Origin of the sequence: Mycobacterium sp. BK086 (genome assembly GCA_004362315.1) — a bacterium.
Classification (GTDB): domain Bacteria; phylum Actinomycetota; class Actinomycetes; order Mycobacteriales; family Mycobacteriaceae; genus Mycobacterium.
This window is the reverse complement of the sequence record SNWL01000004.1, coordinates 235,046-261,357: the sequence shown is the minus strand read 5'-3', so window position 1 is coordinate 261,357 and position 26,312 is coordinate 235,046. Positions and strand designations below refer to the sequence as shown.

The 26,312-nt window shown below is 66.6% G+C and carries 29 protein-coding genes; 13 read left to right on the top strand and 16 right to left on the bottom strand.

Features of this window, described 5'->3' with window-relative positions; all coding sequences use genetic code 11:
- Positions 1-117: 117 nt before the first annotated feature.
- Genes EV580_RS11950 through EV580_RS11925 form a run of 6 tightly spaced genes read right to left on the bottom strand, consistent with a single transcriptional unit; the run spans position 118 to position 4,857 of the window.
- Positions 118-657 (bottom strand): nuclear transport factor 2 family protein, encoded by a 540-nt coding sequence (locus tag EV580_RS11950; protein ID WP_133691394.1) that lies wholly within the window; start codon positions 655-657, stop codon positions 118-120.
- A gap of 2 nt (positions 658-659) precedes the next feature.
- Positions 660-869, bottom strand: coding sequence for a ferredoxin Fdx (fdx, locus tag EV580_RS11945; protein ID WP_133691393.1), 210 nt, complete (start codon positions 867-869; stop codon positions 660-662).
- Between the two features lie 4 nt (positions 870-873).
- Positions 874-2,232: a lanosterol 14-alpha demethylase gene (gene cyp51 / locus EV580_RS11940; protein ID WP_133691392.1), complete on the bottom strand. Its 1,359-nt coding sequence runs from the start codon at positions 2,230-2,232 to the stop codon at positions 874-876.
- Complete coding sequence (locus EV580_RS11935) at positions 2,229-3,053, bottom strand: SDR family oxidoreductase (protein WP_133691391.1); 825 nt, start codon at positions 3,051-3,053, stop codon at positions 2,229-2,231. Before EV580_RS11935 ends, cyp51 begins: the two co-directional genes overlap by 4 nt.
- Positions 3,053-4,267: a cytochrome P450 gene (locus tag EV580_RS11930; RefSeq protein WP_133691390.1), complete on the bottom strand. Its 1,215-nt coding sequence runs from the start codon at positions 4,265-4,267 to the stop codon at positions 3,053-3,055. Before EV580_RS11930 ends, EV580_RS11935 begins: the two co-directional genes overlap by 1 nt.
- Positions 4,264-4,857: a TetR family transcriptional regulator gene (locus tag EV580_RS11925; protein ID WP_133691389.1), complete on the bottom strand. Its 594-nt coding sequence runs from the start codon at positions 4,855-4,857 to the stop codon at positions 4,264-4,266. The genes EV580_RS11930 and EV580_RS11925 overlap by 4 nt, the downstream gene beginning before the upstream one ends.
- Before the next feature lie 174 nt (positions 4,858-5,031).
- Between EV580_RS11925 and EV580_RS11920 the strand changes: the two genes are divergently transcribed.
- Genes EV580_RS11920 through EV580_RS11905 form a run of 4 tightly spaced genes read left to right on the top strand, consistent with a single transcriptional unit; the run spans position 5,032 to position 8,568 of the window.
- A complete protein-coding gene (locus tag EV580_RS11920) occupies positions 5,032-6,498 on the top strand; it encodes an aldehyde dehydrogenase (RefSeq protein WP_133691388.1) in 1,467 nt (488 codons plus the stop codon).
- Between the two features lie 32 nt (positions 6,499-6,530).
- On the top strand, positions 6,531-7,283 hold the full coding sequence (locus tag EV580_RS11915; RefSeq protein WP_133691387.1) for an SDR family oxidoreductase: 753 nt from the start codon (positions 6,531-6,533) through the stop codon (positions 7,281-7,283).
- Positions 7,280-8,128, top strand: coding sequence for an NAD(P)-dependent oxidoreductase (locus EV580_RS11910; RefSeq protein ID WP_133691386.1), 849 nt, complete (start codon positions 7,280-7,282; stop codon positions 8,126-8,128). The genes EV580_RS11915 and EV580_RS11910 overlap by 4 nt, the downstream gene beginning before the upstream one ends.
- Positions 8,129-8,130: 2 nt before the next feature.
- Positions 8,131-8,568, top strand: a complete 438-nt coding sequence (locus tag EV580_RS11905) for a carboxymuconolactone decarboxylase family protein (RefSeq protein WP_133691385.1) — start codon at positions 8,131-8,133, stop codon at positions 8,566-8,568.
- A 51-nt stretch (positions 8,569-8,619) separates the two neighbouring features.
- On the opposite strand, the gene EV580_RS11900 is transcribed toward EV580_RS11905, so the two are convergent.
- The 4 genes from EV580_RS11900 to EV580_RS11885 all read right to left on the bottom strand — a co-directional run bounded on the left by EV580_RS11900 (position 8,620) and on the right by EV580_RS11885 (position 11,387).
- Positions 8,620-9,447 (bottom strand): SAM-dependent methyltransferase, encoded by an 828-nt coding sequence (locus tag EV580_RS11900; RefSeq protein ID WP_133691384.1) that lies wholly within the window; start codon positions 9,445-9,447, stop codon positions 8,620-8,622.
- Positions 9,448-9,459: 12 nt separating this feature from the next.
- Entirely contained in the window at positions 9,460-10,296 is an 837-nt protein-coding gene (locus EV580_RS11895) for an AraC family transcriptional regulator (protein ID WP_133691383.1), read from the bottom strand.
- Positions 10,293-10,949: a response regulator transcription factor gene (locus tag EV580_RS11890; RefSeq protein WP_133691382.1), complete on the bottom strand. Its 657-nt coding sequence runs from the start codon at positions 10,947-10,949 to the stop codon at positions 10,293-10,295. The genes EV580_RS11895 and EV580_RS11890 overlap by 4 nt, the downstream gene beginning before the upstream one ends.
- A gap of 114 nt (positions 10,950-11,063) precedes the next feature.
- The gene (locus EV580_RS11885; protein WP_133691381.1) at positions 11,064-11,387 is read right to left on the bottom strand and encodes a hypothetical protein; all 324 of its coding nucleotides are present in this window, start codon (positions 11,385-11,387) and stop codon (positions 11,064-11,066) included.
- Positions 11,388-11,558: 171 nt separating this feature from the next.
- Here EV580_RS11885 and EV580_RS11880 point away from each other — a divergent pair, with 171 nt between their 5' ends.
- From EV580_RS11880 to EV580_RS11860, 4 genes are all read left to right on the top strand, one after another.
- Positions 11,559-11,900 carry a heme-binding protein gene (locus tag EV580_RS11880; RefSeq protein WP_133691380.1) on the top strand — a complete coding sequence of 114 codons (342 nt, stop codon included), beginning with the start codon at positions 11,559-11,561 and terminating at the stop codon, positions 11,898-11,900.
- A gap of 65 nt (positions 11,901-11,965) precedes the next feature.
- Entirely contained in the window at positions 11,966-13,174 is a 1,209-nt protein-coding gene (locus EV580_RS11875; RefSeq protein ID WP_286171548.1) for a sensor histidine kinase, read from the top strand.
- A 94-nt stretch (positions 13,175-13,268) separates the two neighbouring features.
- On the top strand, positions 13,269-14,069 hold the full coding sequence (locus tag EV580_RS11870; protein ID WP_133691379.1) for a hypothetical protein: 801 nt from the start codon (positions 13,269-13,271) through the stop codon (positions 14,067-14,069).
- A gap of 255 nt (positions 14,070-14,324) precedes the next feature.
- The gene (locus tag EV580_RS11860; RefSeq protein ID WP_133691378.1) at positions 14,325-14,609 is read left to right on the top strand and encodes a hypothetical protein; all 285 of its coding nucleotides are present in this window, start codon (positions 14,325-14,327) and stop codon (positions 14,607-14,609) included.
- On the opposite strand, the gene EV580_RS11855 is transcribed toward EV580_RS11860, so the two are convergent.
- Genes EV580_RS11855 through EV580_RS11845 form a run of 3 tightly spaced genes read right to left on the bottom strand, consistent with a single transcriptional unit; the run spans position 14,579 to position 16,876 of the window.
- Positions 14,579-15,205, bottom strand: a complete 627-nt coding sequence (locus EV580_RS11855) for a TetR/AcrR family transcriptional regulator (RefSeq protein ID WP_133691377.1) — start codon at positions 15,203-15,205, stop codon at positions 14,579-14,581. The genes EV580_RS11860 and EV580_RS11855 overlap by 31 nt on opposite strands.
- A 2-nt stretch (positions 15,206-15,207) precedes the next feature.
- Positions 15,208-15,591, bottom strand: a complete 384-nt coding sequence (locus tag EV580_RS11850) for a hypothetical protein (RefSeq protein WP_133691376.1) — start codon at positions 15,589-15,591, stop codon at positions 15,208-15,210.
- 28 nt (positions 15,592-15,619) lie between these two features.
- On the bottom strand, positions 15,620-16,876 hold the full coding sequence (locus EV580_RS11845; protein WP_502703924.1) for a cytochrome P450: 1,257 nt from the start codon (positions 16,874-16,876) through the stop codon (positions 15,620-15,622).
- Between the two features lie 68 nt (positions 16,877-16,944).
- On the opposite strand from EV580_RS11845, the gene EV580_RS11840 reads away from it, so the two are divergent.
- Both EV580_RS11840 and purD read left to right on the top strand, forming a co-directional pair.
- Positions 16,945-18,483 carry an acyl-CoA carboxylase subunit beta gene (locus tag EV580_RS11840; RefSeq protein ID WP_133691375.1) on the top strand — a complete coding sequence of 513 codons (1,539 nt, stop codon included), beginning with the start codon at positions 16,945-16,947 and terminating at the stop codon, positions 18,481-18,483.
- Between the two features lie 27 nt (positions 18,484-18,510).
- Entirely contained in the window at positions 18,511-19,782 is a 1,272-nt protein-coding gene (gene purD, locus EV580_RS11835; RefSeq protein WP_133691374.1) for a phosphoribosylamine--glycine ligase, read from the top strand.
- Here the strand turns inward: purD and EV580_RS11830 are convergent.
- Positions 19,769-21,040 (bottom strand): cytochrome P450, encoded by a 1,272-nt coding sequence (locus EV580_RS11830; RefSeq protein WP_133691373.1) that lies wholly within the window; start codon positions 21,038-21,040, stop codon positions 19,769-19,771. The genes purD and EV580_RS11830 overlap by 14 nt on opposite strands.
- A gap of 85 nt (positions 21,041-21,125) precedes the next feature.
- Here EV580_RS11830 and EV580_RS11825 point away from each other — a divergent pair, with 85 nt between their 5' ends.
- Entirely contained in the window at positions 21,126-21,914 is a 789-nt protein-coding gene (locus EV580_RS11825; protein WP_133691372.1) for a maleylpyruvate isomerase family mycothiol-dependent enzyme, read from the top strand.
- Here EV580_RS11825 and EV580_RS11820 read toward each other — a convergent pair.
- Entirely contained in the window at positions 21,911-22,825 is a 915-nt protein-coding gene (locus EV580_RS11820; protein WP_133692201.1) for an alpha/beta hydrolase, read from the bottom strand. The genes EV580_RS11825 and EV580_RS11820 overlap by 4 nt on opposite strands.
- 90 nt (positions 22,826-22,915) lie before the next feature.
- On the opposite strand from EV580_RS11820, the gene EV580_RS11815 reads away from it, so the two are divergent.
- Entirely contained in the window at positions 22,916-23,545 is a 630-nt protein-coding gene (locus EV580_RS11815; protein WP_183504822.1) for a TetR/AcrR family transcriptional regulator, read from the top strand.
- 18 nt (positions 23,546-23,563) lie between these two features.
- Positions 23,564-24,559, top strand: a complete 996-nt coding sequence (locus EV580_RS11810; RefSeq protein WP_133691371.1) for an SDR family NAD(P)-dependent oxidoreductase — start codon at positions 23,564-23,566, stop codon at positions 24,557-24,559.
- A gap of 21 nt (positions 24,560-24,580) precedes the next feature.
- Here EV580_RS11810 and relZ read toward each other — a convergent pair whose 3' ends face one another.
- Complete coding sequence (relZ, locus tag EV580_RS11805; RefSeq protein WP_133691370.1) at positions 24,581-26,305, bottom strand: bifunctional ribonuclease/(p)ppGpp synthase; 1,725 nt, start codon at positions 26,303-26,305, stop codon at positions 24,581-24,583.
- Between the last annotated feature and the right edge of the window lie 7 nt (positions 26,306-26,312).

The window sequence follows — 26,312 nt, the reverse complement described above, 5'->3', positions numbered from 1 at the left end:
GTGCCGGATGGTCAATCTAGGCCAAAATTAGAACGTGTTCCTGCTCTGCTGACCATTATGACCTCCGTCACCTTCAAAGTCACCGCCGGGGCCGGTTACTTGACAGGTGTCGAGTATTCACCAGATGGGAACGGGCGCCTCACCGAGGGGGTAGTAACCGGGCAACTTCTCGCCCGCGACGCTGCGCTCGATGCGCTTCTGCATGGTCGCGGTCAGGTCGCCGGAGGAGATGAGCTTGATGAACGCCTTCTGCACATGGCCGAAGTCGAAGAAGTCGCGCTGCCACTCGATGAGCAGATCGTCGTTCAGCCGGAACCAGCTGCCGCCGATGCCGTAGATCTCGTCGCGGCTGCCGTCGGACTTGTTGGCGATCTGCTTCCAGAAGCCGACGATCTCGTTCTGCTTTTCGTCGACGAGGACCTTCTGGTACTCGTAGACCCAGTTCTCCAGGCCTTCCATCTCCAGGCCGAGCGCGACGTCGCGGATCTGGTCCTTACCGACGCACATGACGTCTTCCTTGGGGCCGATGTTCCAGCCGTAGGTGGCGTCATCGGTGTAGAACTCCGCCAGGTTGGTCCAGTCGCCGGCCTTCTCGGAGTCCTTGTTGGCCTGAAGCCAGCGCTGGACCCAGTCGTCGAGTTGCTCGCGTGACGCCATTGTCAGTCTTCCTTCTCTGTTATGGACAGTGCTCGGGTGGGACACATCTCTACGGCGCGCTCGACATCGTCGCGCATCTCGTCGGGCGGTTCGCTGTCGAGAATCTCGACGGCGCCACGTTTGGGAACCCGGAATACATCGGGGGCCTCCAGTTCGCACATGGCGTGCCCCTGGCACAGGTCCTCATCGAGTTCGATGCGGTAGCAGCCCATCGGACTACGCCTTGACGCGCTTGCGGTAGCGGACCTTGGCCGGCCGGGCCAGTTGGACAACCATCTTGGAGTGATCGTTCTGGTAGCTCTCGGGCGGCTGCGCCATCTCGAACTCGTACTCCCGCAACAGAACTGAGAAGATCGCTTTGATCTGCATCTGGGCGAATGCAGCACCCACACAGCGGTGCCGCCCAGCGCCGAACGGAATCCAGGTCCAGCGATTGACGATGTCTTCCTGGCGGGGCTTCTCGTAGCGGTCCGGGTCGAAGGCGTCCGGGTTCGGGAAATCCTCGGGAATCCGGTTGGAGATCGCCGGCGAGGCGGCCACCATCTGTCCCTTATGGATCGGGTAGCCCTGCACTTCGAACTCGTCCTGAGCCACCCGCATCAGGATGATCAGCGGCGGGTGCAGGCGCAGCGTCTCCTTGAGCGCATTGTCGATGTTCGGAATCTGGCGCAGCGCATGGAAACTCACCTCCTGACCGTCGGCGTACAGGTCGTCGAGTTCCTGCTGCACCTTGGCGTAGAAGTCGGGGTTGCGCAGCAACTCGATCAATGTCCATGACGATGTGCCGGAGCTGGTGTGGTGCCCGGCGAACATCAGCGAAATGAACATGCCGGTGACCTCATTGGCCGAGAACCGCGGGTTGCCGTCCTCGTCTTTGATGGACACCAGTACGTCGAGCAGGTCACGGTCGCCCTTATCGGTGGGCGGATTGGCAATTCGGCCGTTCATGACCTCCTGCACCAGTTCCACCAGGCTCGCCCTGGCCTCGTCGCGAATGCGGAAACTCTCGATCGGCAGGTAGGGGTCGACGTAACAGAGCGGGTCGGTGCCGCGCTCGAGCAGGTGGTAGTAGTTCGCGAACCGCGAGTCAAGCTGATTGCGGAACTTCAGGCCGATCAGGCAGGCCGTCGAGGTGTAGATGGTGAGCTCGGCGAAGAACTCCAGCAGGTCGATTTCGCCTGAGTCGCCCCAGTTCTCGATCATCCGGCGGACTTCGTTCTCGATGGTCGCCGCGTGGCCCTTCATCTGCTCACCGCGCAGCGCCGTGTTGTGCAGCATCTCGGCCCGGCGCTCGGGGTCGGCGTCGAACACCACGCCCTCGCCGAAGATCGGCGTCATGAACGGGTAGGCCTCAGCCTGGTTGAGGTCGGCGTCGGGGGAGCGGAAGAAGAACTCGTTGGCCTCGGAGCCGGTCAGCAGGATGACCTGCTTGTCGGCCAGCTGGAACCAGCCGAGGTCACCGCATTCCTCGCGAATGCGCTGCATCAGGCCGATCGGGTCGGTGCGGAACTCCTCGAGGTGGCCGTGCTCCTCTTCGCCACCGGAAACCCGCTGCACTTCTTTGGTAATCGTCATGACGGCATTCCTTCCTCGCCGAGGGCGAGCTTCTGACGAGACGTGTTGTCGGCCAGCGGAGCTTCGGGCTGGAGCTCCATGTTCGCGATGAATCCGCCGCGCGGGGTCTCCGCGACGAACGTGATGGCACGGGCGAGGTCGGCCGCGCGCAGGAAGTAATCGTGGCGGGCCTGGCCCCACTTGGCCCAATCCTCAAGCGCGGGACCGATTTTCTCGGCAGGCAGGCTCCAACCCATCGACGTCTTGGTCGGGCCGGGGTGCACGATCGAGGCGCGCACGCCAGTGCCCTCGAGCTCCATCTGGAAGTTCGTCACCATGGCGACCAGCGCGGCCTTGGCCGCACCGTAGGCGCCCATGTGGGGACGCTGACGTAGCGAGACGTCCGACCCGACGAAGATGAGGTCACCCTGCTGGCGTTGCATCATCCCGGGCAGCACGGCGTTGGCCAGCCGGAAGGCGCCGACGAGGTGGATCTGCAGCTGGGAGTCGAATTCGTCGCTGGTGATCTCGTCGAGCTTGCCGAAATAGGTATCTCCGGCGCCGGCCACCAGCACCTCGATGTCGCCAAGTGCTTCAGTCGACTGTGCCACAAAGGATTTCACCGAGTTCGGGTCGGTGACGTCCAGATGGAAGCCGACGGCCTCACCGCCATCGGCGTTGATCTTGCCGACGATGTCCTCGAGCTTTTCGACGCGGCGCGCACCGAGGGCGACCGGGAATCCGTGGGCGGCGAGCTCGATCGCAGTGGCTTCGCCGATACCGGACGAGGCACCGGCGACGATGGCGGGCCTGCGGTCGGGAAGAGGAGCGAAACGTGGCATCAACGGGCCTTTACTGTCATGGGCAGGTGGGCGAAACCGCGGACATTGCTGGAGTGGACGCGGACCGAGTTGGCCTCGTCGACCTCGTAGCCGCGGATGCGTTTGAACAACTCCTCCAAGGCAACTCGTGCCTCCATCCGGGCCAGGTGGGCGCCGAGGCAGAAGTGCGCACCGCTGCCGAAGCTCTGGAGTTTGGCGCCGATATCGCGGCCGATGAGGTAGTCGTCGGGATTGTCGAACGCGCGCTCGTCGCGGTGGGCCGATCCCGGCAGGAGCAGGAGCACGTCGCCGTCGGGGATCACCGTGTCGTAGAGGGTCAGCTCGCCTGCGACGGTGCGGGCCAGGATCTGGCTCGAGGTGTCGTAGCGCAGTGTCTCCTCGACCCACAGCGGTACCCGGGACAGGTCGGTGTAGACGTCGGCCAACTGGTCAGGATTCTTGTGGCCCCAAAATGCCGCATTGGCAAGCAGTTTGGTGGTCGTCTCGTTACCCGCGATCACCATCAGGAACATGAACCCGAGGACCTCGTCGTCGGTGAGCCGGTCGCCGTCGATCTCGGCGTCCAGCAGCGCCGTCGTCAGGTCGTCGGTCGGGTTCTTGCGCCGCTCCTCGACCATCGCCTGGTAGTAAACGATGAGATTGAGCGACGCTTCGACGGCCTCCGGCGGTACGTCGGTGACGCCTTCCTCGCGGTGCATCACGCCGTCGGCCCAGGCCCGGACCTGGACCCGGTCGGCCTCGGGCACACCCATGAGTTCGGAGATGACGTCCATCGGCAGCTTGCCCGCAAACTCGTCGACATAGTCCACCGCTTCACCGGCGGCGGCCTTCTCGAGCATGGTGTCTAGGTGCTTGACCGCGATCTCGGTGACGCGGGGTTCCAGTTCGCGAATCCGCCTCGGAGTGAACCCCTTTGACACCAGGGTGCGCAGCCGCAGATGGGACGGGTCGTCCATGGCCAGGAACGACATCGTCTTCGACGCGTGCGGGCCGCGCGATGCGGGATCCAGTGAGACACCGTACTTGTTGGACAGCGTCGTGCTGTTGCGGAAACCCTGCAGAACGTCCTGGTGGCGGGACAGCGCCCAGAACTTCAATTCCTCGTTGTAGTACAGCGGGGCTTCGTCGCGCAGCCGCTTGTAGTACGGGTAGGGATCCTCGTGGAAGTCGTAGTTGTAGGGATCCAGCATCACGTCTGGACTCTGAACACTCATTGACTCTCTCCCAAAATAAGTCCCGCGACGTACGCGATGCGGTCGGCGACCTGGCGGTAGCTCATGGTGCCGCTGCCCGCATGCACGAGCGCGCCGTAATACGTCATCTCCAATGCGGACACGATCTGCGGATCGGCGTCGGGCCCCAGCGCCGACTTGATCCGCTTGTGAATTTCGGCGCCGATCCGGTCACGCGCCGGGATCACGCCGGCGTCATTGCTCAACACCGCCGTGGTGCACGCCGCGGCGAACTCGGGTTCGTCGGCAACCACCAGGGCCAGGCTGCGCAGCGACTGCTGGACGCGGTGCAGGCGGGTGTCGTTGACGTCGGTGAAGTAGGGCGCTTGACGCATCAGATCGAGGTAGACCTCGGCGATCAAGTGGTTCTTCGAGGAGAAGTAGGTATAGGCAGTGGCCGGTGCGACCTTGGCGCGCGCCGCGACAGCACGCACGGTCAGGTCGGCGTACGACGTTTCGCGCAGCATCTCCATGCCGGCCCGCAGCACCTTGCGGAAAGTTTCTTCCTGGCGGCGATTGCGCGGCGCGCCGTCACCATCTGGGGTGACGGCCAATATGGCATCGCTGGACACATGTCCAAGTTATCGGACGGGTGTGCGGCTAGGCAAGTGATCATCCAGAAATGCCAGTTCACGCCGGTATTGATGCCAGCTTCACGGAGGCCCTTGCACCGCGCAGGCGTCTGCGGCTATGGTGCGAATGACCAAATCTCGGACACGTGTCCAACGCAGCAGACGGGAGTCGGGATGGCGATTGCGGCCGACAAGAACAGCGATCTCTTCATCGACGGCAAGCTGGTGCCGGGTGGCAACGGCAGATACCCGACGATTAATCCGGCGACCGAGGAGATCCTCGGCACCGCCGCCGACGGCGACGCCGAGGACATGAGCCGGGCGATCGACGCCGCACGCCGTGCCTTCGACACCACCGATTGGTCCACCAACACCGAACTGCGGGTGCGTGGTATCCGCCAGCTGCGCGACGCGATGAAAGAACACGTCGAAGAGCTGCGCGACATGACGATCGCCGAGGTCGGTGCCCCGCGCATGCTGACCTCGGCCGCCCAGCTGGAAGGTCCCGTCGAGGACCTGTCTTTCTGCGCCGATACGGCCGAGAACTATTCCTGGCGTCAGGATCTCGGCGAGGCCGCCCCGATGGGCATCAAGACCCACCGCGCCATCGTTCGCGAGGCGGTCGGCGTCGTCGGCGCCATCACCCCGTGGAACTTCCCGCACCAGATCAACCTCGCCAAGCTGGGTCCGGCGCTTGCGGCGGGTAACACGATCGTGCTCAAGCCCGCCCCGGATACCCCTTGGTGTGCAGCGGTTCTCGGTGAGCTGATCGCCGAGCACACCGACATTCCGCCGGGTGTGGTCAACATCGTCACCTCCAACGACCACTCGGTCGGAGCCCTGCTGTCCAGTGACCCGCGCGTCGACATGGTGTCGTTCACCGGCTCGACGAATACCGGCCGCGCTGTGATGGCCGCCGGTGCGGCCACCATCAAGAAGGTCTTTCTAGAGCTCGGCGGCAAGTCGGCGTTCTTGGTGCTCGACGACGCCGACCTGGCCGGAGCCTGCTCGATGTCGGCGTTCACCGCCTCGATGCACGCCGGCCAGGGCTGCGCGATCACCACCCGACTGGTGGTGCCGCGAGCGCGCTACGACGAGGCGGTCGAAGCGGCCGCGGCCACCATGGCCGGCCTCAAGCCGGGCGACCCGACCAACCCCGGAACCATTTGCGGGCCGGTCATTTCCGAGCGGCAACGCGACCGGGTGCAGTCCTACCTCGACCTCGCGATCACCGAAGGCGGACGGTTCGCCTGTGGCGGTGGCCGTCCGGCCGATCGCGACACCGGGTACTTCATCGAGCCGACGGTGATCGCCGGCCTGGACAACAGTGCCCGAGTGGCCCGTGAGGAGATCTTCGGCCCGGTGCTGACGGTGATCGCCCACGACGGTGACGAGGACGCGATCCGCATCGCCAACGATTCGCCGTTTGGCTTGTCGGGCACCGTGTTCTCACCCGATCTCGACCGGGCCAACGCCGTCGCGGCCCGTCTGCGGGTCGGCACGGTCAACGTCAACGGTGGCGTCTGGTACTCCGCGGACGTGCCGTTCGGCGGTTACAAGCAGTCCGGCGTCGGCCGGGAGATGGGTCTGGCTGGCTTCGAGGAGTATCTCGAGCTGAAAGTCATTGCCACAGCGGTCTAATCGCGCCACAGACGTCTGAGAGAGGAACGCACATGGGACAGTTCGACGAGAAGGTTGCCATCGTCACCGGCGCGGGCGGCGGCATCGGCCAGGCCTATGCCGAGGCCCTTGCCCGTGAGGGCGCCGCGGTGGTGGTCGCCGATATCAACATCGAAGGCGCACAAAAGGTTGCCGACGGCATCAAGGGTGAAGGCGGCACCGCTCTCGCGCTGCCGGTCGACGTCAGTGACCTGGCATCGGCCAAGGCGATGGCCGATCAGACGCTCGCGGAGTTCGGCGGCATCGACTACCTGGTGAACAACGCCGCCATCTTCGGCGGGATGAAGCTGGACTTCCTGATCACCGTGGACTGGGACTACTACAAGAAGTTCATGAGCGTGAACCTCGACGGTGCGCTGGTGTGCACCCGGGCGGTGTACAAGAAGATGGCCAAGCGCGGTGGCGGAGCGATCATCAACCAATCGTCAACGGCGGCATGGCTGTACTCGAACTTCTACGGCCTGGCCAAGGCCGGGGTCAACAGTCTCACCCAGCAGCTGGCCACCGAACTGGGCGGCCAGAACATCCGCATCAACGCGATCGCACCCGGCCCGATCAACACCGAGGCCAACCGCACCACCACTCCACAGGAGATGGTCGCCGACATCGTCAAGGGAATCCCGTTGTCGCGCATGGGTGAGGTCGACGATCTGGTGGGCATGTGCCTGTTCCTGCTGTCCGATCAGGCCAAGTGGATCACCGGCCAGATCTTCAATGTCGACGGTGGACAGATCTTCCGCTCATGAGCGACATCAAGGTCGGCTATATCGGGTTGGGCAACCAGGGCGCACCGATGGCCAAGCGGCTGGCCGAGTGGCCGGGCGGGCTCATCGTCTTCGACGTGCGGACCGAGGCCATGACGCCGCTGGCCGAGCTGGGGGCCACGCTCGCCGATAGCGTCGCCGACGTCGCGGTGGCCGATGTCATCGAAGTGACCGTGCTCAACGACGAGCAGGTCCGCGATGTGGTGGCTCAACTCGCCGACCATGCCAAGCCGGGGACGATCATCGCGATCCACTCCACGATCGAGCCGAACACGGCCGGTGAGTTGGCTGAGCAATTGCGGCCCAAGGGTATTCACATCGTCGATGCTCCAGTGAGCGGTGGCGCCGGTGCGGCCGACAAGGGTGAGCTGGCCGTCATGGTGGGCGCGGACGACGAGGCGTACGAGGTCGTCAAGCCGGTGTTCAAGCAGTGGGCATCGATGGTGGTCCGCGCCGGCGAGCCGGGTGCCGGCACCCGGATGAAGATCGCCCGGAACATGCTGACCTTCATCGGTTTCACCGCGGCAACCGAGGCGTCCAGGCTGGCCGAGGCGGCCGGTATCGACCTGCAGAAGCTTGGGCGGGTGGTGCGGCACAGCGACGCCCAGAGCGGAGGCCCCGGCGCGATCATGGTCCGTGACGACACCAAACCGCTTGAGCCCGACCACTTCGTCTACAACATGTTCATGCATACCCGTGGCTTGGCCGAGAAGGATCTGAAGTTGGCTCTCGCTCTTGGTGAGTCCACTGGTGTGGAGCTGCCACTGGCCGAGATCGCGCTAAGGGACCTGGCCGCCGGTCTGGGTGTCCCGTACACGAAGGAGTGATGATGGACGAGCTGCGCCGCAAGGGCCTGGACAAGATGAACGAGGTCTACGGCTGGGAGATGCCGGACTCGCCGGGCGACTATTTCGCGCTCACCGCCGACCATCTGTTCGGCACGATCTGGACGCGACCGGGATTGTCCATGCGGGACAAGCGCATCATGACGCTGACCGTCGTCACCGCACTTGGTATTTCGGACCTGGCCGAGATCCAGGCGAACGCCGCCCTGCACAACGAGGAGCTCACGCCCGACGAGCTCAAGGAGATGGCGATCTTCTTGACGCACTACCTCGGCTTCCCGCTGGGATCCAAGCTCGATGGCGTTGTCACCAAGGTCACCGCCAAGCGTAAGAAGGCCGCCGAGGCGGGCAAGGGCGAAGACAAGAAGGCCAACGTCAACGACGCCCTCAAGATGCACAGCGGCAAGACGCTCGACGACTAGTTTCGCGTTGAGTCAGACGTCAGAGCGACGAAAACTCGGTGAACGTCGCTCTCACGTCTGACTCAACGGCTTGGTTGCGATCGCGAAGTAGCCGCGCGGTGCATCTCCGGTGGACACCGGCGCATACCAGCGATTCCACCGGTTGCCGGGTTCGGCGATATCGGTGACCTCCGCCGACCACCCGCGATCCCGCACCAATTCGGCGGGATCGTCGGTGCCGAACAGCCAGGGTGCGCCGTTGTCGGCCATCGACTTCAGCAGCTCGGCCATGAAAGGTGCCTGCAGCAACGACTTTCCGACGACGTCGTAGCAGAGCACCGATCCCGGCGCCGACAACGCGTCGATGCGCTCGAAGAGTCGCAACACCGCCGCTTCGTCGAGGTACTGCAACAGCCCTTCGGTCAGCCACACCGCGGGTGCGTCGTCGGAGAAGCCCGCCGCCGTTAACACCGCGGACCAGTCGTCGGCGAGATCGACGCCTATCGGCACCCGCGTGCACTGCGGAGTGTCGCCGGCCAGCAGGGCGTTCTTGGCGGCGATGACGGCCGGCTGGTCGAGTTCGAAGACGGTGGTGTCCGCAGGCCAGTCCAGCCGGTAGGCCCGGGCATCCATACCCGCGGCTACCAGAACCACCTGCCGGCAGCACGAGGCCGCCTCCAGCAGGGCGTCGTCCCAGAATTTGGTGCGCACGACGATCTGCATGGTGGTGCGGTCGCCCGAGGTGGCCAGCGCCGCGTCGAGGACTCGGTGGCCGGTATCGCCTGCGAGCTTGTCGGCGAACGGATCGGTGAAGAGCCGATCTTCACGGGTCGTTTCGCGGGCCCGGATTGCGGCCACCAACAGTCCGGTGTCGGCCACCGCGTCTCGTCTGGATTCCATACCTTGATCGTGTCAGCCGGCCACGTCCACACGCTTGTACATTTCGGCCACGTCCAGGTGACTGGGCAGGCTGGACCGGCGCCGCGGGTACTGACTCGGAGTGATCGACGTGAAGCTGCGGAAGTCGCGCACGAAATGCGCCTGGTCGAAGTAGCCGAGCTCGGCCGCGATATCCGTGCCGAGGTGTGTCCCGGCCTCCAGCCGGCGCAGGGCGGCCTGCAACCGCCGCACCCGCAGGTAGGTCTTCGGGGTCAGGCCGACCTCGGCGCCGAACAAGGCACTCAGCCGCTTGGGGGACAGTCCGGTGAGGGTGCAGACCTCGGCCACCGTGACGGACGGGTCGGTGTCGAGGTTGGTCAGCAGACCGGGAATTCTACTGTGCTGAATCTCCATGCGGCACAACAGAAATTCCTCCAAGAGGGCCACCCGGCTGGCGGCCGACCGCGTCTGGGTGAGCTGTTCGCGCAGTGCGCGTGCGGATTTGCCCCACACCTCGTCGATACCTACACAGCGATCCTGCAGGTCGCCGAGTGGCAGTCGGAGGAACGGCCGGGCGCCCGCCGGCCGGAAGTGCACCGTCATGACGGTCTGGCCCGGATCGATCCGCGTGACATACGACGTCGTGCCCGCACCGGTGATGAACGCCGATGGAACGGGCACCGGTCGTTGGCCGACGACGGCGAACTCGACATGGTCACGGTCACCCAGCTCGATGACCATCGTCAGTGCGCCGCGGGGCAGTGCCGTGCTGCGATGCGGGACACCGCCGTCGTGCTGCCAGTAGCCGATGTAGCTGATGTGCTGTGCGAGTGGCGGTCCCGGATGGTGCAGGAATGGCGACGAGGTCATGGCAGACGGTAACCGGCGCCGGTCTCGGTGTCGACGATCGGCGGCGGCCCGAGTTTCCGGCGCAGCATCATGATCGTGTACCGCACGGCGCCGGTGAACGGGTCTGCGTGCTCATCCCAGACCTTCTCCAAAAGGTGTTCAGCGGATACCACGGCGCCGTCGGCGCGCAGGAGTTCGGCAAGCACCGCGAACTCCTTGCGGGACAAGCTGACCGGTGCGCCGTCGCGGGTGACGGTCAGCATGTGGGGGTCCAACCTGATGCCGCTGCGCTCCAATATGGGCGGCACAGCTGCTTGTGATCGACGGCTCAGCGCCTGCACCCGCGCGACCAACTCGGTGAACGCGAACGGCTTGCTCAAGTAGTCGTCGGCGCCGAGCTGCAGACCGTTGACTCGGTCGGCCACCGCGCTGGCCGCGGTCAGCATCAGGATGCGTGCGAGACGACCGGTCGTGGACAGCTCGGCGCAGACGTCATCGCCGGACACCACGGGAAGACCTCGGTCGAGCACGATCACGTCGTAGTCGTTCACGGTCGCACGTTCGAGCCCGCTGGCTCCGTCATAGGCGATGTCGACCGCCATCGCGTGGCGGCGCAAGCCCGCGGCGATGGCGTCGGCCAGCACGATCTCATCCTCGACGACCAACACCCGCATGCCCAGAAGTATGCTCCCGGACCCGTTAGGTGGCTGTTTGGCGGCGGCCTAAGGGACGGGTGGCGGGCGTGCGGTGCGCCAGTCTGCTCGCACCGCACGCCCGCGTCCATCCGGTCAGATCAGGCCGGGTCCCGGAAGCCCGATACCCGCGCCGGGCAACACGCCGAGCCCCGAGAGCGGTCCGCCGAGGCCGCCCAGCCCGGGGCCGGGCAGTAGGCCTGCGCCTGGCGCGCCGAGACCCGCGCCCGGCAACACACCCAGCCCAGAAGCCGGGCCACCGATGCCGCCGAATCCGAGCCCCGGCAAGATGCCCGGTCCCGGTGCGCCCCAACCCAAGCCGGGATCGGCGCTGGCCACCCCGGACATTGCGCCCAATGGCACGGCGATAGCGGCTGCCGCGCCTGCCAGCACTAGTGCTGCGATCCTTCGCTTACTCATGGTGAGTTTTCCTTCCCTATCGGTGGATTCGTGCAATCGACAGTGTCGTTCGCGTCGTGTTCGATCACAGTGAGGAACTTCCTCACGCTGACCAAACAGCCGGGGCGGCACGATGATCCACGCGTCCGGCACGTGCCGGGACCATGAATCGACCGAAAGGAAGGCCGAACAATGGCTAGCCGACTCACCCTCATCACCGTCACCGCGGCGGCGCTCACCCTGGTGCCGGCGGCGCCCGCGGCTGCCGCCTCGGATTGCACCGCGAGCGGATTGGCCCGCACAGTCTCGGCGGTGGCAGCCGGCACGGCGGACTATCTCGACGCCCACCCCGACGTCAACGATGCGTTCACCAAACTCAAGGGCGAGCCGCGCCCACAGATGCGTGCCGACGCCCAGCAGTACCTGAACGCCAACCCGGCTGTACGCGCTGACCTGCAACAACTGCGCGCGCCGCTCAATGAGTTCGCCCAACGCTGCGGAATGTCGTTGCCGGCCGGACCGCTTGGCGGCTGACCTGGACTCTGGCAGAGCCGCGTCTCCTCACGGCGGCCAAACACCAGATCGGCGACGATGACTGAGTGCAGTCATCCAAGACACCGCAACTGCTGGGTTGGCCGCTGCGGGGCAGAACCATCAGGACCAGATTGACCGTGTTCTACGGCGGGGCGTTCTTTGTCGCGGGCGCGTTGCTGGTGGCCGTGATGTACTTCTACGTGCGGCAGTCCCTGGACAACAGCCCGGGAGTCAACGCGCTGGCGACCGCCCAGACATTCTTGGGGCAGCGTGGGATGGAGGCGCACCCACTGCTCCAAGACCTTGTCGTCGGACTGAGCAAGCAAGCGGAGGAGCAGCGTCGCGAGACATTGCGAGCGGTGCTCGTCTGGTCCCTGGCGTGCCTGGTCGTTGTCGGCTTGGCGGCGTTCGCATTCGGCTGGGTGCTTGCCGGGCGCGTCTTGCAGCCGCTCCAGGAGATCACCGCTACCGCGCGCCGGGTCGTCGACCGCAATCTTCACGAACGCATTTCGCTCAGTGGTCCATCCGACGAGATCAAGGAGCTGGCTGACACCTTCGACGCGATGCTCGAACGGCTTGACCGAGCATTCGACAGCCGATATCGATTCGTGGCCAATGCTTCTCACGAACTGCGCACACCTTTGGCGATCAACCGAACAGTCATCGAAGTCGCGCTGGAGGATCCCGGTCTGGCTGAGCCGACCCGCCGTCTCGCCGAGACGCTGATGGGTGTCAACAAGCGGCACGAGCGACTCATCGACGGTCTGCTCGTGCTGGCCAGTAGTGATCAGCGCATCGACCGGTTGGTGCACGTGGAGTTGGCTGAAGCGGCGAACCGAGCAATCGTGAATGCCCGTCAGCAGGCCGAACAGGCCGGGGTCCAGATCACCTCTGCGATCAATTCAGCTGGGGTGGTGGGTGATCCGGCCTTGCTGCAACGCCTCATCGACAATCTTGTCGACAACGCCGTCCGGTACAACCTTCCTACCGGGGGGTGGGTGCACATCACTGTCGCGTCCGACAGCCGAGCTGTCTGGGTGCGGGTGGAGAATGCCGGACCCGTTGTCGCGCCGGCCGATGTGGACGTCATGTTCGAGCCGTTCCGCCGACTTGCCAATGACGATCAGCAGTCAGACCCGGTGGTGTTCAGCGGTGCGGGCCTGGGGCTTTCGATCGTGCGTGCGGTGACACACGCACACGGCGGCCGGGTTCAAGCGACACCGGGCCCACGCGGTGGACTGACCGTCGAAGTGGTGTTTCCCCGCAGTCGCTAGTCGCTGTTTCTCCAATCGTGTTGCCTCCCAAACACTGAACCAACGTCGCGGTTGATCAACTGGTCCTGTGGCGCGCGGTGGGCGTCGACAACTCATGCACACGAAGGGAACAGCAATGATTACAATGAATCGGGCCCAGCGTTCGTCCAATGCGGCCGTTGCCGCGATGAGCGCCGTGGCCGCAATCGCGGTGACCACATTGGCCGCGGGACCGTTGGGCGCGAACATGGCAGTGCGGCTGTCCGCGCTGCCTGCAGAGGTAGCGTCGGCCATCCACGATGTCCTGGTCGAGGCGCATATCGCGGTGCAGGCCGACCGCACTGATATCGCGGCCGATCGGCAGTCGATTCACGCAACCCGTCACGACGCGGCCCGCGCCATCGGAGCCAGTGTCCTGGCCGGCACCGTCGGCGAGGGGCAGATCGTGACGATCGTCGACGGAGCCCGCGGCGCCATTCACGATGAGCGGCAGGCGATCAGCACATCCCGTGGCGACATCCATCAGACGCGGCAGGGCGCGGCGGCAGATATCCGCACCATCCTCGCCGGCAGCCATGACGGAAGCACCGTGCAAGACGTGAAGGCAATCCTGGACACGGCGAAGAAGGACAATGCCGAGAATCGCTCGGTGATCGTCGCCGACGCCCGGGAGAACACCTCGATCCGGCGGGCCGCGGTTAGTACGGATGCGGCGATCCGTCAGAGCGCTCGCGCCGGCGAAATCAGTAGGCAGGAAGCCGCACAACAGATCAGCGCACAGCGCAGCAGCACGCACACCGAGATTGCCGGTAATCACACGCAGATGGCCGACACCCACAAGGAGATCAAAGCGACCCGTCAGCAGGCCGCAAAAGACGCAGCCAAGACGGTGCATCAGGGGCGCACCGGCGAGTGACCGACCGCTGGGGCCCTTCCTCGACTCGGACGGGGAAGGGCTCCAACGTGCTCTCGACTTGGCACATAACAAAGAGGTCAGTAAGACAACGGTAAGGAAACGCCCAGATCTCAAACGGTTATTCGGCCGTGTCACAAATGTGACATTTGTGCACCAGTGTTACCGAAGTGAAATCGATGGCCGCGGGCCTCGATCGGATGGGCAGAATCGAGCGCCGTAGGCCTCGTTCGGATAGGTAGGGGTGCGATGACTTCGATGACCGCGTATCAATCGTGGACTGCCGACTCATGGACCGCGCCGACCATGCTCAGCCTGTGGACCGAAGCAGAGCCCAAGCAGGGCAAGGTGTCTCGTCAGGCGTCCAAGTGGGTGTCGGCCGTCGACACCACGGTGACCGTGCTCTGCCCGCCGGTGGTATCGGTCTGCGCCATCTTTGCGGCCATCATGTGGCCGACGCACGTCACGGGTGACCTCATCGGTCACGCCGCGACCTCGATGCCGATGAACGCTCAGGTGCAGGACGCCCCGCCGGCTCCCTGACGGCCAGTGCGCAGCGCCGCACCGACCCAGCGGCCGAGATACCGGCGCAGCTCGGCACCGTGTCGCGGCGGCCGGCCCGGGTCGACCATGAACGACTGAACGATCCGCAACAGGTGCTCGCCGAGTTCGTCGACCTCGCTGTCGCTGAATCCGTGTGCGGCCCAGTCGACATCGAAGCGGCGCAGAAGCGATCCCGCGAATGCCAGCGCGACATCCGAGGTGACCTCGGCGCTGAACGCGCCGGCCCGTTCCGGTCCGAGCAGCAGACCCATGTGCTTGTCGTGGGGCAGCGCTTCCACTGCTGCCGCAATACCTTCCGTGACCGCCTCGGCCGGGTCGGTGATGCCGGACAGGTGGGCGGCCATCCGGTCGAGGAAGCCGGCCGCGGATGCCATGGCCGCGGCCTGCAGCAGGGCGTCGGTACTGGGGAAGTAGCGGTACACGGTCTGACGGGTCACGCCCAGGGTGCGCGCCACGTCGGCGATGCTCAGGTCGGCGCCGCGGGCGTCGATGGCCTGGTTGGCGGCCGCCAGAATCCGGGCGACGGCTTCTTCGTCGGTGGCGGGGGCAGATCCCGACCAGCCATGGGTACGCATGATCAGCCGCCCACTGCCGCGACGTAGGCCACCCCGCCGACGAACAGCACGGCCACGCTCAGCACCAACGTGCCCGTCGCGAAAGGCCAGCCGGGCTTGCGCCGGGCCAGCTGCACGATGGTCACGATGATCCCGGCCAAGCCCACCAGCGCCGTGATGGCCAGCGCGGACAGCACCGATGTCACCGCCCCCTCGGCACTGCACGTCATGGGCGGGCAGTAATCGAGGAACGCGATGGAGAACAGGCCGAGAAAGGCTCCGCCGGCCCCGACCAACACCGTCACGACCATCAGGATGATCGAGATCGTCAGATCGGCCGCCGACCGCGGCGGATCGGCAGGCGGCGGCGGATAGCCGGGGTAGGGCGCATAACCCGGGTAACCCATGACCCGGGATGCTATCGGTGCCCCTGCGCTACGAATACGCGACAGGCAGGTGTTTGACCCCGTTGAGCCAGCCCGACCGCAGCCGCTGTGGTTCGCCGAGCTTGCTGATGTCGGGGATCTGATTGGCGATCTCATTGAAGATCAACTTGATCTCCATGCGTGCGAGGTTGGCGCCGATACAGAAGTGTGCGCCGTTGCCGCCGAACCCGAGGTGCGGATTGGGGTCGCGAAGGATGTTGAACTGGAACGGGTTGTCGAAGACTTCTTCGTCGTAGTTGGCCGAGCTGTAGAACAGGCCGGCCCGTTGTCCCTCGCGGATCGTGACGCCGCCGAGTTCGATGTCCCGCGTCGCGGTGCGCTGGAAGCAGTGCACCGGGGTGGCCCAGCGGACGATCTCGTCGGCCGTGGTCTCGGGCCGCTCGCGCTTGAAGATCTCCCACTGCTCGGGGTTCTCGAAGAACGCGTTCATCCCGTGGGTCATCGCATTGCGGGTGGTTTCGTTGCCGGCCACCGCCAGCAGGATCACGAAGAAGGCGAACTCGACCTCGTCGAGCGACTCACCGTCGATGTCGGCCTGCACGAGCTTGGTGATGATGTCATCGGCCGGGCACTTCCTGCGCTCCTCGGCCATCCCGTACGCATAACCCATGAGCTCGGCGTTGGCCTCGATCGGGTCGACGTCGTTGAATTCCGGGTCGTCGGTGTTCATGATGCTGTTGGTCCAGTGGAAGAGCTTCTGGCGATCGTCTTCCGGCACGCCGAGCAGGTCGGCGATCGCCAGCAGCGGCAGCTGCATCGCGATGTCGTCGACGAAATCGCCGGTGCCCTTCGTGGCGGCAGCGGCCACGATGTCGCGGGCGGCATCGGCCAGCTTCTCCTCGAGCTTGGCCACCGCGCGCGGGGTGAACAGCCGCGAGACCAGCTTGCGCAGCCGGGTGTGTTCGGGCGCGTCGTGATTGATCAGCAGCGCCTTGGTGATCTCGATCTGGTCTTTGGTCATGTCGTCGGCGAAGCGCATCACCACGCCTTGCCGGTTGGTGGACCACAGGTCGCCGTCACGGGAAATGTCGCGGATGTCGCCGTGCTTGCTGATCACCCAGTAGCCGCCGTCGTCGAAGACCGTGGCGCCGGGGGCCTGCTCGTTCCACCAGACCGGCGCGGTCTGGCGCAGCTGTGCGAACTGGGCGACCGGCATGCCCTCTTTGATGAGGTCAGGGTCGGTGAAGTCGAAGCCCGCTCCGAACGGGCACACGCTCGCGGTGGTCATATCTACCTCGCTGTTCATGTGATGTAGCGCACCTTGGATACGACCATACACTGTGATGCAGAGTGTATGCCCATTAAATTCGGTTGATGACTGATCGCCCCGACCTCGCTGAAGTGCTTCGCCGGCGTGCACTGACCGAGGATGCGGCGCGCCCCGACGCGGTGGAGCGCCGTCATGCCGCGGGCGGTCGCACCGCGCGGGAGAACATCGCTGACCTGGTCGATGCGGATTCCTTAGTCGAGTACGGGCGGTTCACAGTGGCCGCCCAGCGCCGCCGCCGCGATCTCGACGACCTGATCGCGCGCACCCCGGCCGATGGCCTGATCGCCGGGACGGCGTCGGTCAACGGTCACCCGTGTGCGGTGCTGTCGTACGACTACACCGTGCTGGCCGGCACCCAGGGTGTGTTCGGCCATCGCAAGAAGGACCGGCTCTTCGAGCTGATCGAACGGATGCGGCTGCCCACGATCTTCTTCGCCGAGGGCGGTGGCGGCCGGCCCGGTGACACCGATTTCCCCGCGGTGTCGCAGCTCGAGACGCGGGCGTTCAAGCTCTGGGCGGCGCTGTCGGGGGTGGTGCCGCGCATCGCGATCGTCAAGGGCCGCTGCTTCGCGGGTAACGCGGTGATCGCCGGCTGCTCGGATCTGATCGTCGCGACCGCCGACAGCTCGATCGGGATGGGCGGCCCCGCGATGATCGCCGGCGGCGGGCTGGGCGATGTCGCGCCCGATGACGTCGGCCCGATCTCGGTGCAGTCACCCAACGGGGTCGTCGACGTGGTCGTCGCCGACGAAGAAGAAGCCGTCGCGGTCACCAAGCGCCTGATCGGATACTTCCAGGGCAGCACACCGCCCGGGCAGGCCGCCGACCAAATCTCTTTGCGCACAGTCATTCCCGAGCGGGCACGGCGCGCGTACCCGATCAAGCCGATCATCGAGACGCTCGCCGACGTCGACTCCGTGACGTTCCTGCGGGAGAAGTTCGCACCAGAGATGGTCACCGCGCTGGCCCGGATCGAGGGCCGCCCCGTCGGGGTCATCGCCAACAACACGATGGTGATGGCCGGGGCGATCACCGCGGCGGCGGCCGACAAAGCGGCGCGCTTCCTGCAGCTGTGCGACACCTTCGGCCTGCCCGTCGTCTCGCTCATCGACTGTCCCGGCTACATGGTCGGACCGGCCGCCGAAGCCGAGGCGCTGGTACGGCGTGCATCGCGGATGCTGGTCGCCGGGGCGGCGATTCGGGTGCCGCTGGTGGCGGTGATCCTGCGCCGCGGCTACGGACTGGGCGCGCAGGCGATGACCGGCGGCAGTCTGCACGAACCGCTGCTCACGGTGGCGTGGTCGGGTGCGCACCTCGGCCCGATGGGCCTCGAGGGCGCGGTGCGGCTCGGCATGCGCAAGGAACTGGACGCCATCGAGGACGACGCCGAACGGGAACAGCGGGTCCGCGAGGCCACCGCGGCGATGGAGGAGAACGCCAAGGCGCTCAACGCCGCGGTGATGTTCGAGGTCGACGATGTCATCGACCCGGCGGAAACGCGCGGCCTGATCGCCGCGACGCTGACCACTGCGGCGGCGCGCGGCGAACTCCCGCCGCTAAGGCGGTTCGTCGACACCTGGTAGGGCGGCTGGGCGATAGGGTGTGAACCTGTGCGCGTCCTCGTGATCGGATCCGGTGCCCGCGAACATGCCCTGCTTCTGGGCCTGCGCAAAGACCCCACAGTCGACTTCCTGGCCGTCGCGCCCGGCAACGCCGGGACGGCGGCGGTCGCCGAGCAGCACGACGTCGACGTCACCTCTGCCGAGGCCGTCACCGCGCTGGCCCGCACGCTGGCTGTCGACCTGGTGATCATCGGGCCCGAGGTGCCATTGGTGCTCGGCGTGGCCGACGCCGTGCGCGCCGCGGGCATCGCCTGCTTCGGCCCGTCCAAGGAGGCCGCCCGCATCGAAGGCTCCAAGGCGTTCGCCAAGGACGTGATGGCCACCGCCGGCGTGCGGACCGCCGGCAGCGAGACCGTCGACAACCCCGCGCACCTCGATGCCGCGCTGGACCGCTTCGGTCCCGCCGCCGGCCAGCCCGCCTGGGTGGTCAAGGACGACGGGTTGGCCGCGGGTAAAGGTGTGGTGGTCAGCGCCGACCGTGACGCCGCCCGCGCGCATGCCGCCTCGTTGCTGGATTCCGGGCATCCGGTATTGCTGGAGTCCTTCCTGGACGGACCCGAGGTGTCGCTGTTCTGTCTGGTCGACGGGGCTACCGTCGTTCCGCTGCTGCCCGCCCAAGACTTCAAGCGCGTCGCTGACAACGACGCCGGGCCCAATACCGGTGGGATGGGCGCATATTCACCGCTGCCCTGGCTGTCTGCGGAGGCGACCGCTTCGATCGTCAGCGGCGTCGTGGAACCCGTTGCCGCCGAACTGGTTCGCCGAGGCTGCCCGTTCTCGGGCTTGCTGTATGCGGGGCTGGCGATGACGTCAGCCGGCCCGGCGGTGGTCGAATTCAACTGCCGTTTCGGTGATCCCGAGACCCAGGCCGTGCTGGCGCTGCTCGAATCCCCGCTGGGCCAGGTGCTGTACGCGACGGCCACTGGAACCCTGGCCGACTTCGGCCCGCTGCAGTGGCGTGACGGGTACGCCGTCACCGTCGTGGTGGCAGCCGAGAACTATCCCGGCCGACCCCGCGTCGGTGACGTCATCACCGGCTCGGAGGCCGACGGCGTGCTGCACGCGGGCACTACGCGCCGCGACGACGGTGCCGTCGTCTCCTCGGGTGGGCGGGTGCTGTCGATCGTCGGCGCGGGTGCCGACCTGGTGGCAGCACGCGAAGCCGCGTATCGAACCCTCGGATCGATTCGCTTGCCCGGCAGCCATTTCCGCACGGATATCGCGCTGGCGGCGGCCGAGGGGCGGATCACGCCAGTTTGACGGGCAACCGCTTCACGCCGTGAATGACGTTGCTGTGCAGGTATTCCGGTTCGCCTACCTCGACCTCGGGCAGCCGGGTGAGCAGCTGATGGAACAGGTGCCGAAGCTCGGTCCTGGCCAGGTTGGCGCCGAGGCAGAAGTGCGGCCCGCCGCCGCCGAACCCGAAGTGCGGGTTGGGTGCTCGGGTGATGTCGAACTCGCCGGGCCGGTCGAACACGGCCTCGTCGCGGTTGGCTGAACAGTAGAACAGCGCCACCTTCTCGCCGGCCTTGATCGCCGTGCCCGCAAGCTCGGTGTCCACCGTGGCATGGCGGGCGAAGTTGAGCACAGGGGTGGCCCAGCGGATGAACTCTTCGGCGGCCGGAGCGATCCGGGCATCGAAATCCTCGAGCAGCCAAGCCTTCTGGGCCGGATGATCGGCGAGAGCCTTGAACGCATGCGAGGTGGTCTGCTTGGTGGTGTCGTTACCCGCCGCGGCCAGCAGCACCATGAACGACCCGATCTGGATGTCGGTGAGCCGTTGCCCGTCGACCTCGCCGTTGACGATGCTGGTCATCAGGTCGTCGTGCGGCTCGCGGCGGCGCAGCTGGGCCAGCTCGATGCCTGAGCTCGTCAGGATGCCGATCTGGGTCAGGGCGTGCGTGGCCCGCTCTTCGAAGCTGGCGTAGTCGTCGTCGGTGGCGCTGAACAGGCTCTCGGCCGCATACGCCACCGCTTCCTGGTCGGCAGGCGCGATGCCGATCATGTCCGACACGGTCCGCATCGGCAGCTTGGCCGAGCATTCGGCGACGAAGTCGATTTCCTCGCCGTCGCGCAGCTTTTCGATCAGCCGGTCGACGATGTCGGCCGCGTTGGCCTGAATCTGGGCCTCGATACGGCGAACCTGCTTCGGAGTGAATGTCGCGCTGATCAACCGTCGATACAGTGTGTGCTCCGGTGCATCCATGGCCAGGAAGAAGCTGGTGGCCTGCTGCACTTCGGCGGGAAGGGGGTCGACGCTCATGCCCAGCGCCGAGCTGAAGGTCTCCGTGTGCTGGCTGACGTACTTGATGTCGGCGTGCCGGGTGATCGCCCAGTACCCGGTCTCATCATGCGGGAAGACCGACGACACCGGTGCGTGCCAGGACAGTCCGTCGGCGGCCCGCAGCTGCGCGAACGTGCGGTCGCGGGTGGCGAAATCGGCGGTCCAGAAGTCCGGTGCCGAGATGTCCAGCGGGTGGTACGGCCGCGGGGACAGCGGCGGGCTCTCGACGGTCATGATCTCCTCGGTGGCGCTTCCGAAAGGCTTATCGAATGGCTGACAGTAATACGGACTGTAGACAATTCCAGAACGGGAGACAATCATGGCCGACGTGACACCGGACCGCGGTGCGGCGTTCAAGGCCGAGCGCGCCGACATGCTGGCCTTCTGCGGCGGTCTCGAGCCGGCCGAATGGCGGATGGACAGCCGTGCGGAGGGCTGGCGCATCCACGACGTCGTCGCGCACATGGGCACCGGCTGCAGGGCGATGTTCAGCCCCGCCGCGGCAAAAATGATGCGCACCAACGATATCGAGGCGGCCAACGATCTGCTGGTCGATACTCGACGGGATCGGTCCGCGCCAGAGGTCCTTGCCGAGTACCGACGCTGGAGCGGGGTCGCCGCCGCGATCTTTCCGGTCATGGCCCGCCCGCCGCTCGGCGGCGTGCAGGTGCCGCTGGCCGAGCTGGGCCGGTTTCCGCTGCGGGTTCTCACCGGCGCGATGGTCTTCGATCACCACACCCACCTGCGTCACGACATGGCGCCGGCGTTGGGACGACCCGCCCCGGGTACCGATGCCAACCGGATGGCCGTCGTCCTGGAATGGATGATGGCGGTGCTCGCCAACCAGCTGCGGGCGTCGGCCGCGGCGTCGTTGGATCGTCCGCTGGCGATCACGCTGACCGGACCCGGCGGCGGAACCTGGCGTGTGGCGCCCGGCGGCCCGGTCACGGTGGGCTCAGCCGACGGTTCGGCCGCGCAGATCACCGGTGTGGCGTGCGAGTTTCCGGAGTGGGGAACCCGGCGCGCGAGCTGGCGCGACCGCGACGTGCGGATCAGTGGCGACGCCGACTACGCGAGGGCGTTCCTGGACACGGTCAACGTCGTCTAGGCCGTCAGAAGTGGTGCCATCCAAGCGATCTCGCCGGGCAGCTGCGAGCTCCAGTAGCCGCCGTCGTGTCCGCCGGGGGAGAAGCCGCCCGCGGGGGGATGGGGCAGCTGGGCGATGAACTGCTTGGTCGCCCCATAGAACGGATCGCTGTCGCCGCAGTCGATCCGGATCGGGATCTGGGCCAGAGCGGGCAGGCCGAACACATTGTTGGCGGCGAAGTCGTCGGGACCGTCGAACGCGCCGTCGGCCGCCGCGCCGGATGTCGTCCACAGCGCCGGGCTGACCGCGGTGATGGCCGCCGTGCGGGCCGGGCCGAGCCGGGCGCCCAGCAGCAGCGCGCCGTAGCCGCCCATCGACCAGCCGATGAAGGCGACTCGCGAGGTGTCCAGGCCCTGTCCGCCGAGCATCGGGATCAGCTCGTCGAGAACCATGGCTCCCGAGTCGTCGCCGGAGGCGCGCTTGTGCCAGTACCCGTCCCCGCCGTCGACGGCGACCACCGCGAACGGGGGAAGCCCGGCATTGACGGCCTGCGCCAAGCCCTGCTCGACCCCGCCCGCCATCACGCCGGCCGCATTCTGCCACCGGCCGTGCAGGGCGATGACCGGCCGCAGCGGCGCGGTCTGTCCGGGCGGGCGGGCGATCGCCCAGTTCGTGTTGATACCGCCGCGCGCGGCCGACACGAACGATCCGGTGACCATCGTGGGAGCGGGGGCACCTGCCGGCGCCGGCTCCAGCGGGGCCGGTGGCAGCAGGGGAGCGCCGACACCGGTCATCGCAATGTCGGGGCCAGCAAGTTGTGCGGCGGGTTCGAGGACGCGGCCGGCGGCGACGGCACCGGCGGCGCCTGCCACCACTCCGGCGCCGAGTCGCAGGACCGCGCGACGGCTCAGGTTCGCCATTCGGCACATCATGCCATCGCGGGCCATTCAGCCTAGTGCGAGGTCAAAGCGACGTTAATGATTCGGTGAAAGAGCGATGTGCCGTCGACGCTGCTGGCAGCATTGCTGAACATGACGGCAGCGATGACTCCCAAGGGGGAGCGACGACGGTATGCGCTGATCAGCGCTGCCGCCGAGCTGCTGCGCGAAGCCGGATTCGAGGCCGTGCGCCATCGGGCGGTGGCCCGTCGCGCGGGCCTGCCGCTGGCGTCGACCACCTATTACTTCTCCTCGCTCGACGATCTGGTGCACAAGGCCGTCGAGTACATCTGCGCGGTCGAGACCGCCCAACTGCGGGCACGGGTCGACGCATTGCCGCGCCGGCGCCGCGGTGCCGAAGCGATCGCCGACGTCCTGGTGGACCTGCTGGTCGGTGACGCGGACGGCGAGGCGAGCAGCGAAGAATTGATCTCCCGCTACGAGCGCTACATCGCCTGTGCCCGCCAGCCCGAACTGCGCGAAATCCAGCGCCGGCTGCTGCAACAGCGGGTCGATGCCGTGGTGGAAGCCATCACTCGCTCGGGACGCAACATGCGGGTCGACCTGGTGACCGCGCTGGTGAACGCCGTCGACGGTGCCGTGGTCTCGGCGCTGGTGAGCGACGGGGACGGCCCCCGCGAACTGGCCAGGACCACGCTGATGGATGTGATCGACGTCTTGGCGCCGATCGATGAGCGCACCATGCGGGTCTGAGCGGTTACGTTCGAAGACATGGATTTCTCCGGGCTGGCCCGGCCGGCGACGGAACTGCTCGATGGCGTGATGGACCGGGCGTTGTTCGGCTATACCAAGATCGGCTCGGGGTTGCGCAAGCAGTGGTGGGCGGCCGACGCCGGACCGCAGGCGCTGCTGGGCAAGCGGGTGCTGATCACCGGGGCGACTGCGGGTATCGGTCTGGCGATGGCACGGTCATTTGCCGAGCTCGGGGCTACCGTGCACCTGCTCGGCCGCAACCCCGCAAAGGTGGATCGCTGCGCGGCGGAGATCCGGGACTCGGTCGCCGATGCCCATGCTGTGGCGGAGGTCTGCGATGTCTCCGACCTGGACGCGGTGCGGCGCTGGACGGCCGACTTCGCCAACCGCGTGCCCGCCCTGAGCGGGCTGGTGCACAACGCCGGGCTGATGCCCAAGGAGCGTGTGCTCTCCCCGCAGGGCCACGAAGTACAGCTGGCCACCCACGTGCTCGGCCCGCATCTGATCACCGAACGCCTGCTGCCGCTGTTGCGGGCGGCGGGTGGCGCGTCGGTGGTGTTCGTGTCGTCCGGCGGTATGTACAGCTCGCCGCTGGTGGTCGACGATCTGGAGTCCCGGCGCGGGTACAGCGGCGTACGGGCTTACGCGCGCACCAAGAAGATGCAGGTGGTGCTCGCCGACTCGTGGTCGCGTCGGCTGGCGGGCACCGACATCCGGGTCGAGAGCATGCATCCCGGCTGGGTCGACACACCCGGGGTGGCCGAGTACCTGCCCCGCTTTCGTGCCGTCACCCGGCCACTGCTGCGTGATGTGGCCGACGGTGCCGACACCGCGGTGTGGCTGGTGGCCACGCGGCCAGAGTCCAAGGCGGGGCACTTCTGGCATGACCGCAGCCAGCGGCCGTCGACGTTCGGGTGGCAGCGCCACGAGAACCCGGTCAAGGTGCGCCGCTTCCTGGAGCAAGTCAGCCGACTGACCGGAACCTCGGAATCCTGGTCGGGCCTACGTGCCTGAAAGTAGCTATGCCGCAAGGCATTACGTTGATTTCGGCGTCCCGTTCAGTCGCTGGAGCCGGGTCTGCAGCAGCGCCTCCCGATGCGCGTTGCCCGCCAGCCCGACGTAGCGGTCGGCGAACGTGGCCAGCAGGGCGTCGTCCAAGCGACGCACCGCACCCGCGGGGAAGCGGTAGTCCATCTTCTCGTTGACGGCATCGGTGTCGAGATTGGTCAGCAGCTCCTCGAGGGCGTCGAGGGTGAGGATGCCCAGTTCGCCGAGCAGGTCGGAAATCCATGCGTAGTGCTCGGTTCGCGACCAGCCGGCTTCGGGAAAGCGGTGCCCCAGATAGGTGGCCAGCACCGGTGTCGCGATGCCAACGCCCGCGACGGTCGGGGTGCGGTCGTCGGCCATCGATGCCCGCAACCGATCGCGGATCTCGGTGAACTCGCGGTCGGCCAGCTCGAGCAGCCCCGCCGCGAGCGTGAAGCGGCGGTCGAGCTCGGCTGCATCCTGCTCGGGGACCGTGCCCTTGTACCGGATGTCGTGCTCGAACTCCGCCCACGCGTGCTGCAGGACGGTGCGGATCTGGACCGACGCCGGCTGGGACTCGCCCTCGATGGCGACCAGCATGTGCCTGCTGGCGTAGCCCCAGCGGCCCTCGCGGGCGGTCACCTGTCCCATGTCGAGGTCGGCCAGCACGTTCATCTCACCGGCCAGCACGGTGCCGACGGCGGTGACGTCCTCGCGCAGGTAGGTAATGACCCGCAGGCCGACCTGGTCGGTGATCTGCGTTGACGGGTCGGTGTAGAGCCGCTGCCCCTGACTGCTGCGATCGGCTTTGGCCGCGAACGACGCGACGCTCTTGGTGCGGGCCGTCACGCTGAGGTAGTTGATGCCCGCGTCGTCCAGCAGGCGCTTCACCAACGCCAGGTAGTGCTCGGTGGTTTCTTTCAGGGCAGGCCGCCGCTCGGCGTAGCGGGCCACGGCGTCGCTGACGACGCCGGGTGTCGGTTCCGGCGGAGCGGGCGTCAGGTCTGCCGGGAGGGTCGGCGTGACGATGTACCCGGTTGCGAAGTCACCGTAGACGGTCACCGCCGCCGGCCGGCGCGTCGCGAAAAGCCCGACGTAGGCGCACACCACGGCGTCGACCGGGTCCTCGGCGCGACGGAGATCGCTTTTGCGTTGCGCCGTCTCGACCGCGGCGCGCATGGCGATCCAGTCCGGGTGATCGCCGACCCGAAGCGGCACCGTGGCCTGGGCGAGCCGTTCGATCTCATCCATCAGACGCAGCAACTCGGTGCGCAGCTGCGTGAGGGTGCGGCCCGGCTTGTTCTTGTACTTCAGCGTGCGGCCGAGCCGGAACAGCACAACGGTGGCCGGATGCGGGTAGACCTCGATCGCCCGCCGGGTTGCCCGCGATTGCGGGTCCATGTCCAGCCCGAGCGCCTCGGCGATCCGGGCGCCCCGTGGCGTATCGGCGAATTCGGGCTTTCCCATGTTCGACGGGTGCGCGCCTGCCTCGAATTTCGCGAAGTCGCGGTTCAAGTCCGTCTCACAGCCCCGCTGGCCGGTCGGGTTGTTCACCACCAGTGGCGCATCGATGGCGACCAGACAGTCTCCGTCCACAAACGGTCGCACCTCGTCGAGGATGCTCGAATCGTCTTGCGCGCTAGCGATATGGACGAGCCGGCCGTCGCCGTCGAGTACCGCGACTCCGGTCGGCTTGCGTTCACCCCAGGCCAGATCCAGGCCGACAAAGTGCATGCGTCTA

Bases quoted from the DNA above. Each gene is read 5' to 3' on its own strand.
- EV580_RS11825 (WP_133691372.1), top strand. From the start codon at position 21,126: ATGGCCGACGTGACACCGGACCGCGGTGCGGCGTTCAAGGCCGAGCGC.
- EV580_RS11920 (WP_133691388.1), top strand. From the start codon at position 5,032: ATGGCGATTGCGGCCGACAAGAACAGCGATCTCTTCATCGACGGCAAG.
- EV580_RS11880 (WP_133691380.1), top strand. From the start codon at position 11,559: ATGGCTAGCCGACTCACCCTCATCACCGTCACCGCGGCGGCGCTCACC.
- EV580_RS11860 (WP_133691378.1), top strand. From the start codon at position 14,325: ATGACCGCGTATCAATCGTGGACTGCCGACTCATGGACCGCGCCGACC.
- EV580_RS11855 (WP_133691377.1), bottom strand. From the start codon at position 15,205: ATGCGTACCCATGGCTGGTCGGGATCTGCCCCCGCCACCGACGAAGAA.
- EV580_RS11845 (WP_502703924.1), bottom strand. From the start codon at position 16,876: ATGAACAGCGAGGTAGATATGACCACCGCGAGCGTGTGCCCGTTCGGA.
- EV580_RS11950 (WP_133691394.1), bottom strand. From the start codon at position 657: ATGGCGTCACGCGAGCAACTCGACGACTGGGTCCAGCGCTGGCTTCAG.
- EV580_RS11850 (WP_133691376.1), bottom strand. From the start codon at position 15,591: ATGGGTTACCCGGGTTATGCGCCCTACCCCGGCTATCCGCCGCCGCCT.
- fdx (WP_133691393.1), bottom strand. From the start codon at position 869: ATGGGCTGCTACCGCATCGAACTCGATGAGGACCTGTGCCAGGGGCAC.
- relZ (WP_133691370.1), bottom strand. From the start codon at position 26,305: ATGCACTTTGTCGGCCTGGATCTGGCCTGGGGTGAACGCAAGCCGACC.
- EV580_RS11900 (WP_133691384.1), bottom strand. From the start codon at position 9,447: ATGGAATCCAGACGAGACGCGGTGGCCGACACCGGACTGTTGGTGGCC.
- EV580_RS11870 (WP_133691379.1), top strand. From the start codon at position 13,269: ATGCACACGAAGGGAACAGCAATGATTACAATGAATCGGGCCCAGCGT.
- EV580_RS11810 (WP_133691371.1), top strand. From the start codon at position 23,564: ATGGATTTCTCCGGGCTGGCCCGGCCGGCGACGGAACTGCTCGATGGC.
- EV580_RS11930 (WP_133691390.1), bottom strand. From the start codon at position 4,267: ATGAGTGTTCAGAGTCCAGACGTGATGCTGGATCCCTACAACTACGAC.
- EV580_RS11840 (WP_133691375.1), top strand. From the start codon at position 16,945: ATGACTGATCGCCCCGACCTCGCTGAAGTGCTTCGCCGGCGTGCACTG.
- EV580_RS11895 (WP_133691383.1), bottom strand. From the start codon at position 10,296: ATGACCTCGTCGCCATTCCTGCACCATCCGGGACCGCCACTCGCACAG.
- cyp51 (WP_133691392.1), bottom strand. From the start codon at position 2,232: ATGACGATTACCAAAGAAGTGCAGCGGGTTTCCGGTGGCGAAGAGGAG.
- EV580_RS11885 (WP_133691381.1), bottom strand. From the start codon at position 11,387: ATGAGTAAGCGAAGGATCGCAGCACTAGTGCTGGCAGGCGCGGCAGCC.
- EV580_RS11830 (WP_133691373.1), bottom strand. From the start codon at position 21,040: ATGACCGTCGAGAGCCCGCCGCTGTCCCCGCGGCCGTACCACCCGCTG.
- EV580_RS11820 (WP_133692201.1), bottom strand. From the start codon at position 22,825: ATGATGTGCCGAATGGCGAACCTGAGCCGTCGCGCGGTCCTGCGACTC.
- EV580_RS11890 (WP_133691382.1), bottom strand. From the start codon at position 10,949: ATGCGGGTGTTGGTCGTCGAGGATGAGATCGTGCTGGCCGACGCCATC.
- EV580_RS11915 (WP_133691387.1), top strand. From the start codon at position 6,531: ATGGGACAGTTCGACGAGAAGGTTGCCATCGTCACCGGCGCGGGCGGC.
- EV580_RS11935 (WP_133691391.1), bottom strand. From the start codon at position 3,053: ATGCCACGTTTCGCTCCTCTTCCCGACCGCAGGCCCGCCATCGTCGCC.
- EV580_RS11905 (WP_133691385.1), top strand. From the start codon at position 8,131: ATGGACGAGCTGCGCCGCAAGGGCCTGGACAAGATGAACGAGGTCTAC.
- EV580_RS11910 (WP_133691386.1), top strand. From the start codon at position 7,280: ATGAGCGACATCAAGGTCGGCTATATCGGGTTGGGCAACCAGGGCGCA.